Annotated in this window: 18 protein-coding genes; 14 read left to right on the top strand and 4 right to left on the bottom strand. The window is 63.1% G+C overall.

Features of this window, described 5'->3' with window-relative positions; genetic code table 11:
* Positions 1-74 precede the first annotated feature (74 nt).
* The 7 genes from OX460_RS15500 to OX460_RS15470 all read left to right on the top strand — a co-directional run bounded on the left by OX460_RS15500 (position 75) and on the right by OX460_RS15470 (position 8,291).
* Complete coding sequence (locus OX460_RS15500; RefSeq protein ID WP_251352042.1) at positions 75-1,139, top strand: YeiH family protein; 1,065 nt, start codon at positions 75-77, stop codon at positions 1,137-1,139.
* A 16-nt stretch (positions 1,140-1,155) separates the two neighbouring features.
* Positions 1,156-2,460 (top strand): D-amino acid dehydrogenase, encoded by a 1,305-nt coding sequence (locus OX460_RS15495; protein ID WP_289899189.1) that lies wholly within the window; start codon positions 1,156-1,158, stop codon positions 2,458-2,460.
* On the top strand, positions 2,457-3,266 hold the full coding sequence (locus OX460_RS15490) for a thiazole synthase (protein WP_289899188.1): 810 nt from the start codon (positions 2,457-2,459) through the stop codon (positions 3,264-3,266). The genes OX460_RS15495 and OX460_RS15490 overlap by 4 nt, the downstream gene beginning before the upstream one ends.
* A gap of 81 nt (positions 3,267-3,347) precedes the next feature.
* Positions 3,348-4,358, top strand: a complete 1,011-nt coding sequence (locus OX460_RS15485) for a porin (RefSeq protein ID WP_289899187.1) — start codon at positions 3,348-3,350, stop codon at positions 4,356-4,358.
* A 225-nt stretch (positions 4,359-4,583) separates the two neighbouring features.
* Entirely contained in the window at positions 4,584-6,398 is a 1,815-nt protein-coding gene (gene xsc, locus OX460_RS15480) for a sulfoacetaldehyde acetyltransferase (protein WP_289899186.1), read from the top strand.
* A 125-nt stretch (positions 6,399-6,523) separates the two neighbouring features.
* Complete coding sequence (gene pta / locus OX460_RS15475; protein WP_099664801.1) at positions 6,524-7,525, top strand: phosphate acetyltransferase; 1,002 nt, start codon at positions 6,524-6,526, stop codon at positions 7,523-7,525.
* Position 7,526: 1 nt separating this feature from the next.
* Positions 7,527-8,291 carry a sulfite exporter TauE/SafE family protein gene (locus OX460_RS15470; RefSeq protein ID WP_289899185.1) on the top strand — a complete coding sequence of 255 codons (765 nt, stop codon included), beginning with the start codon at positions 7,527-7,529 and terminating at the stop codon, positions 8,289-8,291.
* Here OX460_RS15470 and OX460_RS15465 read toward each other — a convergent pair.
* Positions 8,281-9,678 carry an RtcB family protein gene (locus OX460_RS15465; RefSeq protein WP_289899184.1) on the bottom strand — a complete coding sequence of 466 codons (1,398 nt, stop codon included), beginning with the start codon at positions 9,676-9,678 and terminating at the stop codon, positions 8,281-8,283. The two genes, OX460_RS15470 and OX460_RS15465, sit on opposite strands and share 11 nt — an antisense overlap.
* 446 nt (positions 9,679-10,124) lie before the next feature.
* On the opposite strand from OX460_RS15465, the gene OX460_RS15460 reads away from it, so the two are divergent.
* Positions 10,125-11,012, top strand: coding sequence for an RNA ligase family protein (locus OX460_RS15460; RefSeq protein WP_289899183.1), 888 nt, complete (start codon positions 10,125-10,127; stop codon positions 11,010-11,012).
* Positions 11,009-12,148 (top strand): AAA family ATPase, encoded by a 1,140-nt coding sequence (locus OX460_RS15455; RefSeq protein WP_289899182.1) that lies wholly within the window; start codon positions 11,009-11,011, stop codon positions 12,146-12,148. Before OX460_RS15460 ends, OX460_RS15455 begins: the two co-directional genes overlap by 4 nt.
* Here OX460_RS15455 and OX460_RS15450 read toward each other — a convergent pair.
* From OX460_RS15450 to OX460_RS15440, 3 genes are read right to left on the bottom strand one after another with little or no spacing between them, the layout of a single operon-like run.
* Positions 12,141-13,883 (bottom strand): cobalt chelatase, encoded by a 1,743-nt coding sequence (locus tag OX460_RS15450; protein WP_289899181.1) that lies wholly within the window; start codon positions 13,881-13,883, stop codon positions 12,141-12,143. The two genes, OX460_RS15455 and OX460_RS15450, sit on opposite strands and share 8 nt — an antisense overlap.
* Complete coding sequence (locus OX460_RS15445; protein WP_289899180.1) at positions 13,880-14,854, bottom strand: AAA family ATPase; 975 nt, start codon at positions 14,852-14,854, stop codon at positions 13,880-13,882. The genes OX460_RS15450 and OX460_RS15445 overlap by 4 nt, the downstream gene beginning before the upstream one ends.
* 39 nt (positions 14,855-14,893) lie before the next feature.
* Complete coding sequence (locus OX460_RS15440) at positions 14,894-15,736, bottom strand: IclR family transcriptional regulator (protein ID WP_070223846.1); 843 nt, start codon at positions 15,734-15,736, stop codon at positions 14,894-14,896.
* A 209-nt stretch (positions 15,737-15,945) separates the two neighbouring features.
* On the opposite strand from OX460_RS15440, the gene xsc (OX460_RS15435) reads away from it, so the two are divergent.
* The 5 genes from xsc (OX460_RS15435) (at position 15,946) to OX460_RS15415 (ending at position 21,908) form a co-directional block, all read left to right on the top strand.
* Complete coding sequence (xsc, locus tag OX460_RS15435) at positions 15,946-17,760, top strand: sulfoacetaldehyde acetyltransferase (RefSeq protein ID WP_289899179.1); 1,815 nt, start codon at positions 15,946-15,948, stop codon at positions 17,758-17,760.
* A gap of 198 nt (positions 17,761-17,958) precedes the next feature.
* Positions 17,959-18,366 carry a nuclear transport factor 2 family protein gene (locus OX460_RS15430; protein WP_034788413.1) on the top strand — a complete coding sequence of 136 codons (408 nt, stop codon included), beginning with the start codon at positions 17,959-17,961 and terminating at the stop codon, positions 18,364-18,366.
* Between the two features lie 58 nt (positions 18,367-18,424).
* A complete protein-coding gene (locus OX460_RS15425) occupies positions 18,425-19,834 on the top strand; it encodes an FAD-dependent oxidoreductase (protein ID WP_289899364.1) in 1,410 nt (469 codons plus the stop codon).
* A gap of 121 nt (positions 19,835-19,955) precedes the next feature.
* A complete protein-coding gene (gene tauA, locus OX460_RS15420) occupies positions 19,956-21,008 on the top strand; it encodes a taurine ABC transporter substrate-binding protein (RefSeq protein ID WP_289899178.1) in 1,053 nt (350 codons plus the stop codon).
* A gap of 84 nt (positions 21,009-21,092) precedes the next feature.
* The gene (locus OX460_RS15415; protein WP_070219220.1) at positions 21,093-21,908 is read left to right on the top strand and encodes a taurine ABC transporter ATP-binding protein; all 816 of its coding nucleotides are present in this window, start codon (positions 21,093-21,095) and stop codon (positions 21,906-21,908) included.
* Positions 21,909-21,969: the final 61 nt, after the last annotated feature.

Below are 21,969 nucleotides of genomic sequence, written 5' to 3'. Positions count from 1 at the left end.
TCGCTAGCTCATCGTGTATTATTAAAAAACGAGATGAAATGTCCCAATTTTTAAAACATTATGAGCGGACCCGCATGAAAACCAACTCCTCAGCGATAACACGCGTTGTCGACAAGAACATTCCCTACCTGTCTTCCGCCGTCGCCATCTGGCGCCCCCGGGCCGTGCTGCGCAGCTGGCCCGGCGTGGCCATCGCGCTGGTGATCGCCCTGTCGGCCACCTTTATTTCCAGCAATTACGGCGGCCCCCAGTTGCTGTACGCGCTGTTCTTCGGCCTGGCCTTCCACTTCCTCGCCTCCGACCCCACCTGCAAGCCCGGCATCGAGTTTTGCAGCAAGGTGCTGCTGCGCACGGGCGTGGCCCTGCTGGGCGCGCGCATCACCTTCAACCAGATCGCTTCCGTGGGCGTGACGCCCTTATTGATCGTCGTCGGCGGCCTGGTGGCCACCCTGGGTTTCGGCTATATGCTGGCCAGGTGGCTGAAGCGTCCCATCACGGAAGGCATCCTGTCCGGTGGTTCCGTCGCCATCTGCGGCGCCTCGGCCGCGCTGGCCATCTCGGCCGTGCTGCCGCAAACCAAGGAAAACGAAAAGTTCACGCTGCTGACGGTGGTGGGCGTGACGTCGCTGTCGACCCTGGCCATGATCGTCTACCCGCTGCTGGTCAAGCTGCTGGGCTTTGACCCGACGGAGGCGGGCGTATTCATCGGCGGCACCATCCATGATGTAGCGCAAGTGGTGGGCGCCGGCTACCTGGTCAGCAACCACACGGGCGACGTGGCCACCTTCGTGAAACTGACGCGCGTCGCGTGCCTCGTGCCCGTCGTGCTGGGCCTGTCGATCATGTTCAAGCGCAAGGATGGCAAGAGCGAAGTCGATGCGCCGCCGCTCGTACCCTTCTTCCTGATCGGCTTTGTCTGGCTCGTCATCACGAACAGCCTGGGCCTGATTCCGCAGGAAGTGAATGGCTGGATCAACAATGCCTCGCGCGCCTGTCTCGTCATCGCCATCGCCGCGCTGGGCGTGAAAACGTCGTTCCAGTCGCTGGCCTCGCTGGGCTGGCGTCCCGTGATCATGCTGGTGATGGAAACGGTGTGGATTGCCGCCTTCGTCGCCATCGCCGTCCTGCTGACGCGCTGAGCGAACCGGGCCCGCCATGAAGATCCTCGTCCTCGGCGCCGGCGTGGTCGGCACGGCATCGGCCTGGTATTTGCGCCAGGCGGGTCACGACGTGCGCGTGCTCGAGCGCCAAGCGGGCGCGGCGCAGGAAACCAGTTTTGCCAACGGCGGGCAGATTTCCGTCTCGCATGCGGAGCCGTGGGCCAATCCCGCCACCCTGCGCAAGGTCGTGCGCTGGCTGGGCAAGGACGATGCGCCGCTGCTGTTCCGCCCTCGCCTGGATGCGCTGCAATGGCAGTGGGCCTTGCACTACCTGCGCGAATGTTTGCCGTCGCGGGTGGCGCGCAATATGCGCCAGATCGTCGCCCTGGCCGAGTACAGCCGGCAGAGTTTGCAAGCCTTGCGGCGCGAGACGGGCATCGCGTATGACCACCTGGAGCGGGGCATCCTGCATTTTTATACGGACCAGCAGGAGTTTGACAAATCGCAAGCGGGCGCCGCGCTGTTGCGCGACCTGGGCTGCCCGCGCAACACCGTCAGCGCCGATGAAGTGATACGGCTGGAGCCGGCCCTGGCCTACGCCCGCCGGCACATCGTCGGCGGCGATTTCACGGCCAGCGACGAGTCGGGCGACGTGCATCTGTTTACCACGGCACTGGCCGCGCGCGCCGCGGCGGCCGGCGTGGATTTCCAGTACGGCACCACCGTGACGCGCCTGCTGGCCGATGGCGAACGCATCGCGGGCGTGGAATGCATCGATGCGCACGGGCGCCACCGCCTGGAATACGCGGACGCCGTGGTGGTGGCCATGGGCAGCTTTTCCGCGCCCTTGCTGCAGCCGCTGGGCATACGCTTGATGCTGTATCCGGGCAAAGGTTATTCCGCCACCTATCCCATCCTTGACCCGTCCGCCGCACCGACCGTCTCGCTGACGGACGACGGCCACAAATTGGTGTTTTCGCGCCTGGGCGAGCGCCTGCGCGTGGCGGGCACGTGCGAGCTGAACGGCTACACGCGAGAGCTGAACCCCGTGCGCTGCGCCGCCATCACGCGCCGCGTGCAGGCGCTGTTTCCCCATGCCTGCGATTACAGCGATCCCGTCTACTGGGCCGGCTTGCGCCCCCTGACGCCGTCGAACGTGCCCTACATCGGCGCCACGCGCTACCGCCAGCTGTTCCTCAACACGGGCCACGGCACCCTGGGCTGGACCATGGGCTGCGGCGCGGGCAGGGCGTTGGCCGACCTCGTGTCGGGACGCCGGCCGGAAGTCGATTTTGCGTTTTGCGGCGAGCCGCCCCGGCAAGAGACCGCTTTGGTTCAACTTAGGAGAGCACCACGATGAGAGACGACGCCACCCCCGCACAAAACGGCCTGACCCTGGCCGGCACCACCTACCAGTCGCGCCTGCTGGTGGGCACGGGCAAGTACAAGGATTTCGAGGAAACGCGCCTGGCCATCGAGGAGAGCGGCGCCGACATCGTCACGGTGACGATACGCCGGGTCAACATCGGCCAGGAAAAGGGCGAGCCGAACTTGCTCGACTTCATCCCGCCATCGAAATACACGATTCTGCCCAACACGGGCGGCTGCTACAACGCGCGCGACGCCGTCTACACCTTGCAGCTGGCGCGCGAGTTGCTGGGCGGCCACCCGCTGTGCAAGCTGGAAGTGCTGGGCGATGAAAAGACCTTGTTCCCGAACATGCCGGAAACCTTGAAGGCGGCCGGGGAGCTGGTGCGCGACGGCTTCCAGGTGATGGTGTATTGCAGCGACGACCCCATCCAGGCGCGCATGCTGGAAGACCTCGGCTGCATCGCCGTCATGCCGCTGGCCTCCCTGATCGGCTCGGGCATGGGCATTTTGAATCCGTGGAATTTGTCGCTGATCATCGAGCAAGCCCGCGTGCCCGTGCTGGTCGATGCGGGCGTGGGCACGGCGTCGGACGCGGCCATCGCCATGGAACTCGGTTGCGACGGCATTTTGATGAATACCGCCATCGCGGCGGCGCGCGAACCGATACGCATGGCGCGCGCCATGAAACTGGCAGTGCAGGGCGGGCGCGAGGCTTACCTGGCCGGACGCATGCCCCGGAGAGCGAACGCCATGAGCGCTTCGCCCTCGTCGCCGATGGCCGGGCTGATCGCCTGAGCGGCCGCATTTGCAGCATTTGCAGCACCGTTGTTGATTCTTGTTGAAGTACCCATAAAAACCACAATACCTGGAGATGACATGAAACACACACTCGTAGCGGCAGCCATCCTGGCTTCCTTCCTTGCCGGCAACGCCAGCGCCCAGTCGTCCGTCACCGTGTACGGCTTGCTCGACGCGGGCCTGACGTCCGAACACGGCGGCGCGGACGGTTCCGTCACCAAACTGGCCACCGGCGTGCAGTCGGGCAGCCGCATCGGCTTCAAGGGCACGGAAGACCTGGGCAATAATTTAAAGGCCAACTTCTTGCTGGAAAATGGCCTCGACGTGGATACGGGCGCCAACCGCCAGGGCGCCTTGTTCGGACGCAAGGCTTACGTGGGCCTGTCGGGCGGCTTCGGCGCCGTGAACCTGGGCTTGCAGCACAACCCGCTGTTCACTGCGCTGGACAATATCGACCCGTTCGAGACGGGCATGACGGGCGCCTCGATCAACCTGATGAGCGTGGCCAGCCTGCGCACGAAAAATTCCATCATGTACGAGACGCCGAAGGTGAACGGCTTGTCGGCCGCCGTCATGGTCGGCCTGGGCGAAAAGCCGGACAGCAACACGCTGGGCCGCACCATCGACTTTTCCATCGACTACGCCAATGGCCCGCTGGTGCTGACCCTGGCCCACGACAACCGCAAGGATACGCCGCTGAACACGGCGAAAGTCACCTTGCTGGGCGGCACCTACGACTTCGGCCCCGCCAAGCTGCACGCCGCGTATGAGACGGACAAGGACGATGCGGGCACGGATTTCCGCAACTACATGCTGGGCGCATCGGCCCCCGTGGGTGCGGCCGGCAGCGTGATGGCATCGTACATCCGCAAGGATGACCGCACGAATGCACGCCGCGGCGGGCGCCAGTTGGCCATCGGCTACACGTATGCCTTGTCCAAGCGCACGAATCTGTACACCTCGTACGGCCGCATCAGCAACGATGGCGCGGGCACCAACTTCGTCGGCGATGCATCGAGCGGCGGCAGCGTGCCCTTGCCTGGACATAACTCGAGCGCCTTCACGGCCGGCATGCGCCTGAAGTTCTAAGCGCGACGGCGCAGCGAGGGATGGCGGCTTGTCTGTTGCGGATAAGCCGCCATTGTTGTTTCAGGAGTGGGGCAAAGTCACGGATTCCGGATTCAGGAATGAAACAGTCCGATTTTTCATGAAATTTCATTGACAGCGCATTTCGCAACCGTTAAATTGAACACGTATTTCAAATATCGGAACAAAATATACCGATTTTTCATAAAACCGTAAGGAGACTGAGCCATGACCGATTTGTCCGACCAAAAAGCCGCCGCCGCAGCGATACCTGTAGGCCCGCAAAAGATGACGCCTTCCGAAGCGTTCGTGGAAACCCTGGCCGCCAATGGCGTGACCGACATGTTCGGCATCATGGGCTCGGCCTTCATGGACCCGATGGATATCTTCGCCCCCGCCGGCATCCGATTGATTCCCGTCGTGCACGAGCAGGGCGCCGGCCACATGGCCGACGGCTATGCCCGCGTCTCGGGCCGCCATGGCGTGGTCATCGGCCAGAACGGCCCCGGCATCAGCAATTGCGTCACCGCCATCGCCGCCGCCTACTGGGCGCACACGCCGGTGGTCATCATTACTCCCGAGACGGGCACCATGAGCATGGGCCTGGGCGGCTTCCAGGAAGCGAACCAGTTGCCGATGTTCGAGGAATTTACGAAATATCAAGGTCACGTGACGAATCCCGCCCGCATGGCGGAATTCACGGGCCGCTGCTTCGACCGCGCCATGTCGGAAATGGGGCCGACCCAGCTGAATATCCCGCGTGACTATTTCTATGGCGAAATCAAGGCGGAAATCCCGAAACCGAACCGCCTGGACCGTGGCGCCGGCGGCGAGCAAAGCCTCAACGATGCGGCGGAATTGCTGGCCAAGGCCAAGTTCCCCGTCATCATCTCGGGCGGCGGCGTCGTCATGGGCGAAGCCATAGAAGAGTGCAAGGCCCTGGCCGAGCGCCTGGGCGCGCCCGTCGTCAACAGCTATCTGCACAATGACTCCTTCCCCGCCAGCCATCCGCTGTGGTGCGGCCCGCTCGGCTACCAGGGTTCGAAAGCGGCGATGAAACTGATCGCCCAGGCCGACGTCGTCGTGGCCCTCGGTTCGCGCCTGGGACCGTTCGGCACCTTGCCGCAGCACGGCATGGATTACTGGCCGAAAAACGCCAAGATCATCCAGATCGACGCGGACAACAAGATGCTGGGCCTCGTGAAAAAGATTTCGGTGGGCATCTGCGGCGACGCCAAGGCGGCAGCCAAGGCGATTATTGCCCGCCTGGATGGCAAGAAGCTCGATTGCGACGCCACGCGCGACGCACGCTATGCCACCGTGCAAGCGGAAAAGGCTGCGTGGGAAGAGGAATTGACGAACTGGACGCATGAGAAAGATGCGTACAGCCTGGACATGATCGAAGAACAAAAGAAAGAGCCAGGCAACTATCTGCACCCGCGTCAGGTCTTGCGCGAGCTGGAAAAAGCCATGCCGGAAGACGTGATGGTGTCGACCGACATCGGCAACATCAACTCGGTGGCCAACAGCTACCTGCGCTTCGAAAAGCCGCGCAGCTTCTTTGCGGCGATGAGCTTTGGCAATTGCGGTTATGCGTTTCCGACCATCATCGGAGCCAAGGTGGCCGCACCGCACCGTCCGGCCGTGTCGTATGCGGGCGACGGCGCCTGGGGCATGAGCTTGATGGAAACGATGACCTGCGTGCGCCACAACATTCCCGTCACCGCCGTGGTGTTCCACAACCGCCAGTGGGGCGCGGAAAAGAAAAACCAGGTGGATTTCTACAACCGCCGCTTCGTGGCAGGCGAGCTGGACAACCAGAGCTTTGCGGAAATTGCGCGGGCCATGGGCGCCGAAGGCATCACGGTCGACAAGCTGGAAGACGTGGGCCCGGCCCTGAAAAAGGCGATCGACATGCAGATGAATGAAGGCAAGACCACCATCATCGAAATCATGTGCACGCGCGAGCTGGGCGACCCGTTCCGCCGCGATGCGCTGAGCAAACCGATCCGCCATCTGGACAAGTACAAAGACTACGTGTAATCAGTCTGCCCGATCCTTGTATGACCCCGGCAATCGCGCCGGGTTTTATGTGCCGGAATCATGTTTCATGTCTCATGCTTCATGCTTGCGTGGTTCCGGCATTTTTTTACCGAATTGGAGTCGCCATGAAAGCCCTGCACCGCATCATCGCGCAAGCCCGCGCCGTGCCGAAAAACATCGTCTTGTGCGAGGGCGGCGACGTGCGCGTGCTGCAGGCGGCCGCGCGGGCGGCCAGCGACGGCCTGGCGCACATCACCATCGTCGGCAAGCCGGCCGCCATCCTGGCCCTGGCGCGCGAACAGGCGCTGGACCTGGATGCCGTGCGCCTGGTCGACCCGGAAACGTCCGACGAGTCGGAACACTATGCCCAGCAATTGTTTGTGCTGCGTCAAGCCAAGGGCATGACGGTGGAGCAGGCGAGGATCGCCGTGCAAGATCCCTTGTGCTACGCCAACCTGATGGTGCGCCTGGGCGACGCGGACGGTTGCGTGGCGGGGGCCGTGCACACGACGGCCGATGTGGTGCGCAGCGCCATCCAGATCATTGGCGTCGACCCGGCCTTCAAGCTCGTGTCGAGCTTTTTCCTGATGATGCTGTGCGAACCGTTCCACAGCCTGAAGGGCGGTTTCATCTTTTCCGACTGCGCCCTCGTCGTCGACCCGAAGGCGGAGGAATTGGCCGACATCGCCATGGCCGCCGCCGACAGCGCGCAAGCCTTGCTGATGGAAGAGCCGCGCGTGGCCATGCTGTCGTTTTCCACCAGCGGCAGCGCCCACCACGCGGCCGTCGACAAGGTGCATGCGGCCACGGACCGGGTCAAGGCCCAGCGTCCGCTGCTGGCCATCGATGGCGACGTGCAGCTCGATGCGGCCATCGTGGCCGAGATTTCGCAAAGAAAAGTCAAGGATTCCGTCGTCAACGGCCGCGCGAACGTGCTGGTGTTCCCCAACCTGGACGCGGGCAATATCGGCTATAAATTGGCCGAACGCATGGGCGGCGCCGTCGCCATCGGCCCGCTGCTGCAAGGCTTGAACAAACCGGCCAACGATCTGTCGCGCGGTTGCTGCGCCGACGACGTGTATAACGTGATTGCCGTCACGTCCGTGCAGGCCCAGGGTGGGCGCTGAGTTGTTCAGCCTGCCCGTGCTGGCGCTGCTGGGCGTGGTGGCGGCGGGCACGTATTTCCAGACCGTCACGGGTTTCGGACTGGGCATGATCGTCATGGGCGTGGCCAGCGGCCTGGGCCTGGCGTCCGTGCCCGCGCTGGCGGCCCTCGTCAGTTTGTTGTCCCTGGCCAATTGTCTCGTGGCCTTGCCGGGCGCCTTGCACCACCTGGACTGGCGCGCCATCCGCGCCGCCAGCATCGGCTTGCTGCCGGCCATGGCGGCCGGTGTCTTGCTATTGGGATACCTGGACCAGGCGTATGCGCCCATCCTGAGACTCTTGCTGGGCGCGGCCATCGTGTATGGCGGTGTCAGCATCCTGCTGCAGGCGCCGCCGGGACCGGGCGCGGCCGACAAGCGCAGCTTCTTCATCAGCGGCGTGTGCGGCGGCCTGTTTTCGGGCCTGTTTTCGCTGGCGGGACCGCCGCTCGTGTACCAGTTTTATCGCCAGGAAATGAGTCTGACCACCATCCGCTACAGCCTGATCTTCCTGTTCGCCATCAGCGCGGGCGGGCGCTCGCTGATGGCGGGCAGCCAGGGGCAGCTCGATGCGAAAGTCTTGCTGCTGTGCACGCTGGCCTTGCCCGTGGGCGTGCTGGCCACGATGGCCGGCAAGCGCTATCCGCCGCCGATCGCCCAGCGCGGCATGCGCCGCATCGCGTTTGCCGTGCTGACCGCCATCGGCATTTCGCTGATGGCGGCGGCCGTGCCGCAATTGCTCAGGCCTTGAACGTCAATAAGGGTTTCAGGCGCGCCACCGATTGCAGCAAGCCCGCTTCCTCCTGCGCGGCGATGACGGGACCGATCTTTTTATACGCCATCGGCGCTTCTTCGACGCGGCGCTCTTCGCGCAGAGTCACGCACTGGAACGCCATTTCGTCGCCGCCCACCGTGGGCCGCATGGCGCGCATGGCCTGGCGGCGGATGCTGCGTCCCGCGCCGTGCGAGCACGACCACAGCCAGTCGGGATTGCCCATGCCCGTTGCCACATAGGAATAATCGCCCATGGAACCGGGGATCAGCGCCAGGTCGCCTTCGCGCGCGGGCGTGGCGCCCTTGCGGTGGATGTTCATGCCGTGCTCGCGCAGGATGACGTTGTGCGGCACGTCCACCACCAGGCGGGATTGATCCTGCGCAAACACCTGCGCCAGGCTGTCGCGCACAAGCTCGGCCAATACCATGCGGTTGACCCAGGCATAGCGCGCCGCCACGCCCATGGCGTCCATGTACTCGCCGGCCAGTTCGCCCGTCAAGCCGTACAGGCCGGACTTCGGGTGGCGCACGCCTGCCGGCCACGCCTCTTTGGCGCGGTCCATCCAGCGGCTGCCGACAAAAAAGCCCACGTCGCGGCTGCCGCTGTGGATCATGACGACCACTTCGCCGGGCACCAGTCCGTGCCGGTACGCGGCATGGCGGTCCATGACGGCATCGACCACCTGGATTTCCACGAAGTGGTTGCCCGATCCCGTGGTGCCCAGGCTGGGGTCGCGTATCACTTCGCGCGTGCCCACCAGCGCTTCGGGCGCATGGCGCAAGCCGCCGCCCAGTTCGCGCAAGGCGATGCAATCGTCGAGCTCGCGCAGCAGGCGCTGCTTGTCGACCCGTGGCCACAAGCCATCATTGTGCAGGCTGTCGATGAACGCTTCCGGCCCCACGTCGAACAGGGCGGCAAACGCTTTCGAGCGCAGCGGCACGTTGCGGCCGTCTTCCAGCAGTACATGTTTGAGCTTGGCGAGCAGCTGCGGCTTGCGCGCCTCGAACTGCGCCAGGCTCAGGCCCGTCGTGATCAGACGCATGCCGCAGGCGATGTCCGTGCCGGGGATGGCGGGGATCACCATGTCGGGGCTGGTGGCGACGATGCTGCCCACGGGCGCGATGCTGCCCGGGTGGAAGTCGGGCGTGGCGCAGGCCTTGCACACATGGCCATCCTGGCCGGGCACGGCGACGGCGGCAAACTCCATCAGCTGGCGCACGGCTTTTTCCTCGAGGGGAAAGTTGTGGGGCAGCAGCACGGACGCCTGGGCGTGCGGATTGCTGAGTGTATAAATGCCGTCGGCATAGGCGACAGCGATGCCCTGGCGGCGCAGGGCTTTTTGTAATCTGGATAGGGGAAACACGATTCTGCTCCGGAAATAACGAATGCACGGCCATTTTGCAAGGGCCATGTTTGTTTTCCACGCAGCAGCGACAGGAAGTGCCGCCAGCTTAGCAAACTTTGTGCGGATTGCAAAGCCGCCGGCCCCGACAGTGCGCACAAGAGGGCGCACGATACGCAGCGCCACTTGCAAAATAATCAAACAGCCTTTATATTCGCGGTTCTTTCTCGAACCTCTTCCTTATTGGAGCCAAAAGTGCCTCGCTTCTTCGCCATCACCTGCTAACGCTGACGAAATGCTCTCTGCAGCATCGTTCGGCGCGTTGACGCCCCCGATTGCTGCGGCACTGTTTTTGCTTCCTCCGCACACGTATCCAGGACCACCGTCCTGATCGTCCACGCCCGAACACGTCGTCAGCACCCCTGACCCTGTATGGACACGCCCCGGTGAACGCGGCGTGGGACGCTATGTTTTTACAATCTTTGCCCTTATTCAAATACCCGCGCACGCCGCACCTGGAAGGCTCGCGCCTGCAGGATGGCGATGACGGTTCCGACCAGATGCCCCTGAAAAAGCTGGCCGGACAGTACGTCGTCATCGAGGAAAAAATCGATGGCGCCAACTCCGCCGTGTCGTTCAGCGACGCGGGCGAGGTGCTGCTGCAGTCGCGCGGCCACTACCTGGCGGGCGGCGGCAGCGAACGCCAGTTCAACCTGTTGAAACCGTGGGCGCATGCGCACGAACACACTTTGCTGCACCTGCTGGAAGATCAATTTGTGCTGTTTGGCGAATGGTCTTACAGCAAGCATTCCGTGTTTTACGACCGCTTGCCCCATTACTTCAACGAGTTCGACGTGTATTGCCGCCGCACGCAGATGTTTTTGTCGACGGCGCGCCGCCACGCCATGCTGGCCGGCTCGCCCGTGCTGTCCGTCCCCGTGCTGTACGCGGGATTGATGCCGACTTCGCCCAAGCAGCTGTGGCTGCTGCTGCGCCATTCGCTGGCCAAGTCTCGCCTGTGGCGCGACGCTTTCGAAGGCGTGGTGGCGCGCGAACGGCTGCCGCTGGACCTGTGCTGGAAGCAGACGGACAAGTCCGACCACGCGGAAGGCTTGTACCTGAAAGTGGAAGACGACGAGCAAGTACTGGCCCGCTACAAGCTGGTGCGGCATGACTTTACGCAAACCATCCTCGACAGCGGCTCGCACCACAGCACGCGTCCATTGATCCCGAATCTGCTGGCCGAGGGCGTCGACCTGTACGCGCCGCAGCCGCTCGTCACGTGGGAGAGCCTGGGCTTGCACACCTGCCAGTCGCTGGACGAACTGGCAACATTTTCAAGGAGTACTAGATGAACTGGAAACAGTTACAACAACTGGTGCCGCCAGCGGGCCGGTCGCCCGATTTCAACGCCTGCCTGGCCGCCTTCCCGCAGCTGGAATTGGCGAAGACGACGCCGCAAAACCCCGTGTACCACGCGGAAGGCGACGTGTGGACGCATACGATGATGGTGGTGGAATCCCTGCTGGCCATGCCCGACTACCAGCAAGCGACGCGGGCGCAGCAGGAAATCGTGTTCCTGGCCGCCTTGCTGCACGACGTGGCCAAGTGCAGCACCACCGTGATCGACCCCGTCACGGGCGCCATCGGCCAGCCCGGCCACTCGCGCAAGGGCGCCCTCGATGCGCGCATCGCCCTGTGGGACGTGGATGTGCCGTTTGCCGTGCGCGAGGAAATCTGCCGCCTGATTAACGTACATCAAGTGCCGTTCTTCGCGCTGGAAACCTCGCGGCGCGGCGTGACGCCGGAATTTACCGTGCGCGAACTGTCGTGGCAAGTCGATATCCATTTGCTGGCCATGCTGGCCGAGGCCGATATCCGCGGCAGGATCTGTCCCGATCCGCAGCGCATTTTAGATGCCATCGAGCTGTTCCGCGAACTGGCGCGCGAGGAGGGCTGCTATGGCCAGCGCCGGGTGTTTGTCGACGATCACACGCGCGTGAAATACTTTCGCGGCGCCGAGGCGCATCCCGATTATTCCCTGTTCCAGGAGCCGGGCTCGCACGTGATCGTCATGTCGGGCTTGCCCGCGTCCGGCAAGAATACGTGGGTGGACAAGCACCATCCGCGCCTGCCCGTCGTCTCCTTCGACGATGCGCGGACGGCCTTGGGCTTGAAGCACGGCAAGAACGAAGGGCAGGTGGGCGACTATGCGGAAGAGCGGGCGCGCGAGTTGTTGCGCAAGGGCGAGCCGTTCGTGTGGAACGCCACGCATTTGTCCAAGCTGATGCGCGAAAAGACGCTCAACCTGCTGTACAAATACCATGCGCAGGTGGAACTCGTGTACCTGGAGCAGCCGCGCAAGGAGCTACTGCGGCGCAACGGCCAGCGCGACACGTCGCTCAGCAACAAGAAGTTGCAATCGATGCTGTGGAACTGGGAAATCCCGCTGCCCATGGAAGCGCATGCCGTGCGGTACGAAGTTACTTGAGTGATTGGCGTTTGCATCCACCGAGCAACTGCGCGATCTCGCTGAACAGCTCATTGTTCAGCGAGGCGGGCAGGGTGGTGGCCAGGCTGCGGCTGTAGTAGGCGCCCAGGTCCAGGCCCAGTCCCAGCCCGCAGATTTCCACCGCGCCCTGCGCTTCGCGGCGCGCCACCACTTGCTTTAAATGTTGCGCCAGATAAAACTCGTCGTTGGCCAGATTCGTGGCTGTATCCATCGGGCAACCGTCGGACACGACGAGCAGGATGCGCCGCCGTTCCGGGCGCGCCAGCATGCGGCTGCACGCCCAGTCCACGGCTTCGCCATCGACGCCTTCGCGGTACAGGTCCGCTTTCAGCAGGGCCGCGATGTCGGGCCGCGCGCGGCGCCAGCTCGTGTCGCCATCCTTGAAGACCATGTGCACCAGTTCGTTCAAGCGGCCCGGCTGGGCGGGCGAGCGGGCGCGCATCCAGTCGCGCTTGACACGCCCCCCGTTCCAGGCGCCCGTCGTAAAGCCCAGCAACTCCGTGGCGATGCCTGCCTGGTCCAGCGCGCGCAGCAGAATGTCGAGCAGCACGGCCACGGATTCCGCATGCGTCTTCATGGAGCCGGAACAATCGACGAGGAAGGTGACGAGGCAATCGGCCTGGGGCAGGAATTGTTCCTTGCGGAACAGCCGGCGTTCGGACGGCGAACTGATCAGCTGAGCCAGGCGCCGGCCATCGATATAACCCTCTTCCTCGCCGAACGACCAGCCGTCGCGTTGCGGCACGGCCAGCAGTTGCGTGAAACGCCGCGCCAGGCGGGCCGTGTTGATGCCCAGGCTGGCGATGCGCGCATCCATGCGTTCGCGGTATTCGAGCAGCAGGGCGCGGCGCACCAGTTCGCCCGCTTTTTCTTCGCGGTCATATGCCGTGGAGTACGCCCTGTAGGCGCCCTTGCCATCGCTGAAGGTACGGCTCTCGCCCAGCGGGGCGGCATCGGGCAGGTGGTCGTTGTCGCTGTCGAAATCGAGCAGCAGCTTGAAGGCCGCCTGCGCCCTGGCGTCGCCCGCGTCGTCCTGCTCGCCTTCGCGCGCCGCCTGTGCCTCTTGCAGCATGGCGTCGACGGCGTGGGCGATGGCCAGAGCGTGGCGCGCAAAGGCCGCCTGGTCCGTTCGGTGGCGGCGCAAGCCCGCCAGGTCGTCGCTCAGTTGCGCAGACACGGACCAGCGCGTGGCCTCGATGAAATCTTCCGTCTTTTCCAGCACGGGCCTGGCTGTCAGGCGCGACCAGCACATCTGGAACACCGTGTACAACAGCAAGCCCGACGCGCCTTCGGCCAGGCCGGAATCGTAGAACGCATGCGACCAGGCCGTGAAACGGTGGCGCAGGTTGTGCGCCACGCCCGCATGTTGATCTGGCGCAAGCGTTTCCACCCTGAGCTGTTCCAGCAATTCGAAGACGAGGCGCGCCACGGGTGCCAAAGGGCACAGGGCCTTGTGCAAGGCGGCGTCCGTGTGCAGCAGGCGCAGGGCCACGCTGTCGGCCGCGCCTCGCAGCGAGGGCAAATCCTGCAGCGCGGCATCGGGCTGCAGATGGGCGGAGTGGATGGGCAGGGGGCGGTGGCCGTCGTGCAGGCGCCGGCCCCGGTAGCGGATGGAGGCAACGCCGCTCAGCGCGCGGATGGCGCCCGCGCACAGTTCATCCGTTTCCTGCTGCTCGCGCGTGTAGGGCGCAGGCGCGGTCGTTTCCGTGCTCATGCCTGGCTCGCCAGCAATTCCTCATTGAAACAGCGCTGGTAATATTCGGCCACCATGGGGCGCTCGGCCTCATCGCATTTGTTGAGGAAGGACAGGCGGAAGGCCAGCGCCGGGTCGCGGAATATCTGGCAATTTTCCGCCCAGGTAATCACCGTGCGCGGCGACATCAGGCACGCCAGGTCGCCCGCCGCATAACCGTGGCGCGTCAGGCTGGCCACGGCCACCATGGCGGCTGCCAGCTGGCGGCCCGCCTCGTCGTTCATGGAAGGGACCCTGGCCAGCACGATTGCCGCTTCTTCCGCCTGCGGCAAATAGTTCAGGGTGGCAACGATGTTCCAGCGGTCGATCTGCGCGTGATTCAGCACTTGCGTGCCGTGGTACATGCCGTTCAGGTTGCCGAGTCCCACCGTATTCGACGTGGCGAACAGGCGGAAGTGGGGATGCGGCGTGATGACCCGGTTCTGGTCGAGCAGGGTGAACTTGCCGTCGCGCTCGAGGATGCGCTGGATGACGAACATCACGTCGGGACGGCCCGCGTCGTACTCGTCGAAGATCAGGGCCACGGGGCGCTGCAGCGACCAGGGCACGATGCCTTCCTGGAATTCCGTCACTTGCTGCTGTTCGCGCAGCACGATGGCGTCCTTGCCGACCAGGTCCAGGCGGCTGATGTGGCCGTCGAGGTTGACGCGTACGCAAGGCCAGTTCAGGCGCGCCGCCACCTGCTCGATGTGCGTGGACTTGCCCGTGCCGTGCAAGCCCTGCACCATCACGCGGCGGTTGTGGCTGAAGCCGGCCAGGATCGCCAGGGTCACATCCTTGTTGAAGCGGTAGGCGGGATCGATGTCGGGCACGTGCGGATCGCGCTCCGTGAAGACGGGCACGTGCAGGTCGCTGTCGATGTGGAACAGGCTGCGCACGGACTGCAAGGTTTGCGCCGCTGCGGCGGGGGGATGTTGGCGTGAATCTGGCACCTTGTTCTCCTGTGAAACCGCAGCGGGGGCGCTACGGGGTTATGAATTACCTGTCTGCAATGCGTCGTCGTCCCCGCCCGTCGTCGGCATGGTTTCCGATTCGATGGCGGCCAGGGCTTGCGCGGCGCGTTGCAATGCTGGCAAGAAATGTAAAGCCTTGTCGTGCGTCAAACGGATGATGGGCGCCTGGATGGCCACGGCCAGGTTCGAGCGGCCGTTCGGGTTCGGCACCAGCACGGCCACGCACAGCAGGCCGGGCAGGAATTCCTCGTCGTCCAGCGCATAGCCGTTGCGGCGCACCAGTTCCAGTTCGCGTTCCAGCTTGACGGGGTCCGTTTCCGTCTTGTCCGTAAAGCGCGTCAATTCCATGTGGCCCAGCAGGCGGCGCCGTTGCACGGGCGTCATTTGCGCCAGGAACAGCTTGCCGCTGGACGAGCAGTGGGCCGGCACCCGTGAACCGGGATGCAGGTAGAAGCGCAGCGGGGCCGCCGTTTCCACCCGGTCCAGGTACACGACTTCGCTGCCGCTGAAGGCCGTCAGGTTGCAGCTTTCGCCCACTTCCTCGACCAGCTGGCGCAAGACCATGCGGCGGGCGCCATGGAAAGTGTTGTTAATCAGTAGGTTCGATGCGAGGCGGCGCAGGCGCACGCCCGTGCTGTAGTGGCGGCCATCGCTTTCGCGCTGCAGCACGCCCACGCTTTCCAACTGTTGCAGCATGCGGTGCAGGGTGGGCTTCGGCAAGCCCGTTTCTTCCACCAGCGCTTGCAGCGACAGCAACTGGTCTTTTTCGGCAATCACTTCCAGCAAGGCAAACAAACGCATCGTGGGCGTGTCGCCTTCCAGTTTTTCCGGCTCAAGTTTTGGGGATGAAATCATGTCCATGGTGGCCTCGGTTGGGTAGCTCTGAGTGTGACGTCAGCTTATTTCATTTTCGAACTCAAATTGTACCGTTTCCTTGAAAATCTGTTTGACTTTTGATTGCCGAACGCTTAAATTGAATTGTATATCAAATTTCGGAACAAAATATACCGATTTTTGATAAATTAATTGATAATTCGCTGCACTTCATCACCACAGACCAGGAGACACCCATGAATGACATGACCGAGCAAAAAGCCGCCGCCGCAGCGATACCTGTAGGCCCGCAAAAGATGACGCCGTCCGAAGCGTTCGTGGAAACCCTGGCCGCCAATGGCGTGACCGACATGTTCGGCATCATGGGCTCGGCCTTCATGGACCCGATGGATATCTTCGCGCCCGCTGGCATCCGCCTGATCCCCGTCGTGCACGAGCAGGGCGCCGGCCACATGGCCGACGGCTATGCGCGCGTCTCCGGCCGCCACGGCGTCGTCATCGGCCAGAACGGCCCCGGCATCAGCAATTGCGTGACCGCCATCGCCGCCGCCTACTGGGCGCACACGCCCGTCGTGATCATCACGCCGGAGACGGGCACGATGAGCATGGGCCTGGGCGGCTTCCAGGAAGCGAACCAGTTGCCGATGTTCGAGGAATTTACGAAATATCAAGGCCACGTGACGAATCCCGCCCGCATGGCGGAATTCACGGGCCGCTGCTTCGACCGCGCCATGTCGGAAATGGGCCCGACGCAATTGAACATCCCGCGCGACTATTTTTATGGCGAAATCAAGGCGGAAATCCCGAAACCGAACCGCCTGGACCGTGGCGCCGGCGGCGAACAAAGCCTCAACGATGCGGCGGAGCTCCTGGCCAAGGCCAAGTTCCCCGTGATTATTTCCGGCGGCGGCGTCGTCATGGGCGAAGCCATCGAAGAGTGCAAGGCCCTGGCCGAACGCCTCGGCGCACCCGTCGTCAACAGCTATCTGCATAACGACTCGTTTCCCGCCAGCCATCCGCTGTGGTGCGGCCCGCTCGGCTACCAGGGTTCGAAAGCGGCGATGAAACTGATCGCCCAGGCCGACGTTGTCGTGGCCCTCGGTTCGCGCCTGGGACCGTTCGGCACCCTGCCGCAGCACGGCATGGATTACTGGCCGAAGAACGCCAAGATCATCCAGATCGACGCGGACAACAAGATGCTCGGTTTGGTGAAAAAGATTTCGGTGGGCATCTGCGGCGACGCCAAGGCGGCCGCGAAAGCGATTATTGCCCGGCTGGACGGCAAGACGCTCGATTGCGACGCCACGCGCGACGCACGCTATGCCACCGTGCAAGCGGAAAAGGCTGCGTGGGAAGAGGAATTGACGAACTGGACCCATGAAAAGGATGCGTACAGCCTGGACATGATCGAAGAGCAGAAGAAAGAGCCAGGCAATTACCTGCACCCGCGCCAGGTGCTGCGCGAGCTGGAAAAAGCCATGCCGGAAGACGTGATGGTGTCGACCGACATCGGCAACATCAACTCGGTGGCCAACAGCTATCTGCGCTTTGAAAAGCCGCGCAGCTTCTTTGCGGCGATGAGCTTTGGCAACTGCGGCTACGCGTTTCCGACCATCATCGGCGCGAAAGTGGCGGCACCGCACCGTCCGGCCGTGTCGTATGCGGGCGACGGCGCCTGGGGCATGAGCTTGATGGAAACGATGACGTGCGTGCGCCACAACATTCCCGTGACGGCCGTGGTGTTCCACAACCGCCAGTGGGGCGCGGAAAAGAAAAACCAGGTGGATTTCTACAACCGCCGCTTCGTCGCCGGGGAACTCGACAACCAGAGCTTCGCGGAAATCGCGCGGGCCATGGGTGCCGAAGGCATCACGGTCGACAAGCTGGAAGACGTGGGCCCGGCCCTGAAAAAGGCCATCGACATGCAGATGAATGAAGGCAAGACCACCATCATCGAAATCATGTGCACGCGCGAGCTGGGCGACCCGTTCCGCCGCGATGCGCTGAGCAAACCGATCCGCCATCTGGACAAGTACAAGGACTATGTTTAATTAAGTGAGCCAGCCTGTGGGAATGGGCTGTGACCAAATTCTCACAGATTGTCACGAAAACATCATAATTTCATTAAAGAATACAAGGCGTCCCGTTTTTTGAATTATTTGATTTGACAAGGCCATGCTTAAGGCTTAAATTCAATAAAAGACAAAAAACGGAACGTAGCGTATCAAAAACGATTTACGGAGACAACCATGAACCACCCTGTACCGCACACTGACGCCGTCACCACGGACTTCCTGCAAGCGTTCGGCGATGCCTGGAACCGCCACGATATCGAGGCCCTGATGGCCGCCATGGCCGACGATTGCGAATTCCACGCCGTCGCCGGTCCGGAACTGCTGGGCAAGAGCTTCATCGGCCGCGACGCCGTGCGCGCCGGCTTCGAGCTGGCCTGGCAAACCTTCCCCGACGCCGCCTGGCTCAACCCCGTGCATTTCGTCAGCGGCGAACGCGGTGTGACGGAGTCGACCTTTGCCGGCACCAAGGCGGACGGCACGCGCATCGAAGCGCGCATGGTCGATATCTTCACTTTCCGCGACGGCAAGATCGCAGTCAAGAATGCTTTCCGCAAGGATCGCCCACCCGTCGTCACAGTCTGAGCCAGCACGTTCACCAGGAATGACCATGAACAAACCTGTCGACACCCCGCCTGGCGTAATGGGCAACAACAGCACCGCCGCCCGTACGCCCTACGACCCCGCCTTCGATCCGCTGGTGGCCCAGCGCCCCGGCCATGGCAATGCCTACGCGCCCACCTACTGGATAGGCACGGCCGGCGAGCCGCCCGCCGACGACGGCCCCATCACGCATGACATCGACGTCGACGTGGCCATCATCGGCTCGGGTTTTACCGGCTTGTCCTGCGCCATCTTTTTGGCCCAGGAACACGGCATCAAGGCCACCGTGCTGGAAGCGAACCGGGTCAGCTGGGGCTGCAGCACGCGCAACGGCGGCCAGGCGCAATGCACGACGGGCCGCCTGAAGCGCTCGCAGTGGATAGACCGTTATGGCCTGGACACGGCCCTGAAACTGCACGCGGAAGTGTGCGACGCGATGGAAACGTTCAAGAAGATCACGGCCGACATCGATTGCGACCCGCAGCCGGGCGGCCACCTGTACATCGCCCACAAGGCGAAAGCCATGCCCGCGCTGGAAAAAGAAGCCAAGGTCATGCGCGAGATCTTCAAGTACGACGCCCGCATCCTCGACGCCGACACCGTCAAGCGCGAGTACGTCGACGACAAGGAAGCGGCCGGCGCGCTGCACGAGCCGGAAGGCATCGGTATCCACGCGGGCAAGCTGGCGTTCGGCTACCTGCGCAAGGCGCGCGCGCTGGGCGCCAAGGTGCATCCGTCCAGCCCCGTGATGGGCTGGGAAACGCGCAATGGCGTGCACTATCTGCAAACGCCGGGCGGCGTGGTGCGTGCCCGTTCCGTGGCCGTGGCCACGGGCGGCTACACCTCGCCCCACCTGCATCCGCAAGTGAAGAACCGCTTGCTGCCGATTCTGTCGAACTCGCTCGTCACGCGCCCGTTGACCCCGGCGGAAATCGAGGCGTGCAACTTCCGCACCCATCAGGTGATCACGGATACGCGCATCTTGCGCCACTACTACCGCTTGATGCCGGACAACCGCGTGCAGATCGGCAGCCGCAGCGCCATCACGGGTGCTGACGCGCCGGACGACAAATACAAACAGTTTTTGATCAACGATCTGCACCGCAAGTTCCCCGCGCTGACGGGGATCGGCATCGATTATTCGTGGTGGGGCTGGGTCGACGTCAGCCACGACATGATGCCGCGCATCGTGCAACCGGACCCGAAGCAATCGATCTTCTATTCGCTCGGTTACGGCGGCAACGGCGTCATGTACTCGGCGCAGGCGGGCCGGCGCATGGCCGAGCGCATCGCGGGCAAGGCCAGCGACACGGGCTTGCCGATCTTTAATTCGAAACTGCCGTACCCGAACATGATGGAACTGGTCGAATCGCAAGCGTTCGCCCCGTTCCGCCGCCTGGGCCAGCGCTTCCTGTACCGCTGGTATCACTTGAAGGATGAAGTGTTTTAAATAGTAATAGCAGTAGCCGTACTAAGCCGCCGTATGAGTTGACATAGAGCAACCAACGGCGCCTCCCGCAAGGGATGAGATTGCCCGCACGTTCACACATAACAATAACTTGGAGTGAGACATGAACACATACACGAGCAAAAACACGGTATTTTCAACGATGCGCCGCGCCGTCCTCGGCACCCTGGTGCTGGGTGTCGTTGCCGCCTCCAGCGGCACCGTCTTCGCGCAAGGCAAGGAAGTGACGATTGCCTACCAGGAAATCAACGGTCCCTTCCTGGTGGCCATCGCCAGCGGCGAAGTGGAAAAAACCACCGGCTATAAGATCAACTGGCGCAAGTTCGATTCGGGCGCCAAGGTGGCTACCGGCATGGCTTCCGGCGACGTGCAGATCGGCGTCATCGGCTCCAGCCCGTTGACGGCGGCCGTCAGCCGCGGCGTCGACTTGCAGCTGTTCTGGATCATCGACGACATCAATGAAGCCGAAGCGATGGTGGCCCGCAATGGCGCCGGCATCAGCAAGCCCACGGACTTGCGCGGCAAGAAGATCGCCGTGCCTTTCGTGTCCACCACACACTTCCACACCATGTTCGCGCTGGAAACGTGGGGCATCAAGCCCACGGAAGTGAAATTGCTGAACATGCAGCCGAACCAGATCGCCGCCGCCTGGGAGCGGGGCGACATCGACGCGGCCTTCGTGTGGGATCCGGCCTTGAGCAAACTCAAGCAAAACGGCAAGGTCCTTGTCACGTCCGGCGAACTGAGCAAGAAGGGCAAGGCCACGTTTGACGGCATGGCCGTCGAGCGCGCCTGGGGCGAAGCGAACGCGGACTTCATGGCCAAGTTCGTCAAGGTGATGGCCGCCGCCGACGCCGACTACCGCGCCAATCCCAAGGCGTGGACCATCGATTCTCCGCAAGTGAAAGCCAACGTCAAGCATTCGGGCGCGGCCGCCAAGGACGTGGCCGCTTCCGTGGCCCTGTACGCCTATCCATCGCTGCAGGAGCAGGCGTCGCCGGCCTGGCTCGGCGGCGGCGCGAAGGGCGGCGTGGCGCAAGCTTTGTTGGCCACGGCGCAATTTTTGAAGGGCGAAGGCAAGATCGACACCCTGGCTACCGATTACGCCAAATATGTGACACCCAAGTATGCACAGGCCGCGGGCCTGCTGAAGTAAACGTTGTGCAATGGCGCGCCTGCGGGCGCGCTGACTGAACAGAATGCGTTGAACTGAAGTGACTACACCTATGCGGGGCACACGATGGAAAATCTCTACGTCAAGGATGTCAGCGTGATTTATCCGGGCAAGACGGCCGGTGAACGCGTACATGCCTTAAATAATATCAACCTGACCATCAATAGCGGCGACTTCGTCGTCGCGCTGGGCGCCTCGGGCTGCGGCAAGACCACCTTGCTGAGCCTGATGGCGGGCTTCATCGCCCCGTCCAAGGGCGAGATCATGCTCGGCGACAATAAAGTGGAAGGGCCGGGCGCCGACCGTGGCGTCGTATTCCAGAAACATGCCTTGCTGCCGTGGCTGAACGTGATGGAAAACGTGGAATTCGGCTTGAAGCTGCAAGGCGTGCCGAAAGCCGTGCGGCGCGAACAGGCGGCGAAAAACCTGGCGCTCGTCGGCTTGAAGGACTTTCACGACAATATGATTTATCAATTGTCGGGCGGCATGCAGCAAAGGGTGGGCATCGCCCGCGCCCTGACCAGCAATCCCGCCATGCTGTTGATGGATGAACCGATGGCGGCGCTCGACGCGCTGACCCGCGAAACCATCCAGGAGTTGCTGCTCGATATCTGGGCCAAGTCCAGCACCATGTTCTTCTTCATTACCCACAGCGTCGACGAGGCGCTGTTCCTGGCGAACCGGCTGATCGTCATGTCGCCCCGTCCGGGCCGCATCACGCACACGTATGAACTCGATTTCAACAAGCGCTTCCTCGAGTGCCGCGATGCGCGTGCCGTGAAATCGAGCCCGGACTTCATCAAGATGCGCGAAACGGTGCTCAACATCATTTATGGCGACGAACGCGCTGTCAATAAAGAGCTGGAGGTGTCCCATGCATAGCCCATCCGTCGTGGGATTTCCTCCCACCACCGCCAAGCGCGCCGGCTTCTTCGGCCGCCTG

The sequence above is a fragment of the Janthinobacterium sp. SUN033 genome, assembly GCF_030397595.1.
GTDB classification, from domain to species: Bacteria; Pseudomonadota; Gammaproteobacteria; order Burkholderiales; family Burkholderiaceae_D; genus Janthinobacterium; species Janthinobacterium kumbetense.
This window is presented reverse-complemented; position numbering and strand designations above follow the sequence as displayed.

Bases quoted from the DNA above. Each gene is read 5' to 3' on its own strand.
- xsc (WP_289899179.1), top strand. From the start codon at position 15,946: ATGAATGACATGACCGAGCAAAAAGCCGCCGCCGCAGCGATACCTGTA.
- OX460_RS15455 (WP_289899182.1), top strand. From the start codon at position 11,009: ATGAACTGGAAACAGTTACAACAACTGGTGCCGCCAGCGGGCCGGTCG.
- OX460_RS15425 (WP_289899364.1), top strand. From the start codon at position 18,425: ATGGGCAACAACAGCACCGCCGCCCGTACGCCCTACGACCCCGCCTTC.
- xsc (WP_289899186.1), top strand. From the start codon at position 4,584: ATGACCGATTTGTCCGACCAAAAAGCCGCCGCCGCAGCGATACCTGTA.
- OX460_RS15490 (WP_289899188.1), top strand. From the start codon at position 2,457: ATGAGAGACGACGCCACCCCCGCACAAAACGGCCTGACCCTGGCCGGC.
- OX460_RS15415 (WP_070219220.1), top strand. From the start codon at position 21,093: ATGGAAAATCTCTACGTCAAGGATGTCAGCGTGATTTATCCGGGCAAG.
- pta (WP_099664801.1), top strand. From the start codon at position 6,524: ATGAAAGCCCTGCACCGCATCATCGCGCAAGCCCGCGCCGTGCCGAAA.
- OX460_RS15440 (WP_070223846.1), bottom strand. From the start codon at position 15,736: ATGGACATGATTTCATCCCCAAAACTTGAGCCGGAAAAACTGGAAGGC.
- OX460_RS15460 (WP_289899183.1), top strand. From the start codon at position 10,125: ATGTTTTTACAATCTTTGCCCTTATTCAAATACCCGCGCACGCCGCAC.
- tauA (WP_289899178.1), top strand. From the start codon at position 19,956: ATGAACACATACACGAGCAAAAACACGGTATTTTCAACGATGCGCCGC.
- OX460_RS15485 (WP_289899187.1), top strand. From the start codon at position 3,348: ATGAAACACACACTCGTAGCGGCAGCCATCCTGGCTTCCTTCCTTGCC.
- OX460_RS15450 (WP_289899181.1), bottom strand. From the start codon at position 13,883: ATGAGCACGGAAACGACCGCGCCTGCGCCCTACACGCGCGAGCAGCAG.
- OX460_RS15430 (WP_034788413.1), top strand. From the start codon at position 17,959: ATGAACCACCCTGTACCGCACACTGACGCCGTCACCACGGACTTCCTG.
- OX460_RS15495 (WP_289899189.1), top strand. From the start codon at position 1,156: ATGAAGATCCTCGTCCTCGGCGCCGGCGTGGTCGGCACGGCATCGGCC.
- OX460_RS15500 (WP_251352042.1), top strand. From the start codon at position 75: ATGAAAACCAACTCCTCAGCGATAACACGCGTTGTCGACAAGAACATT.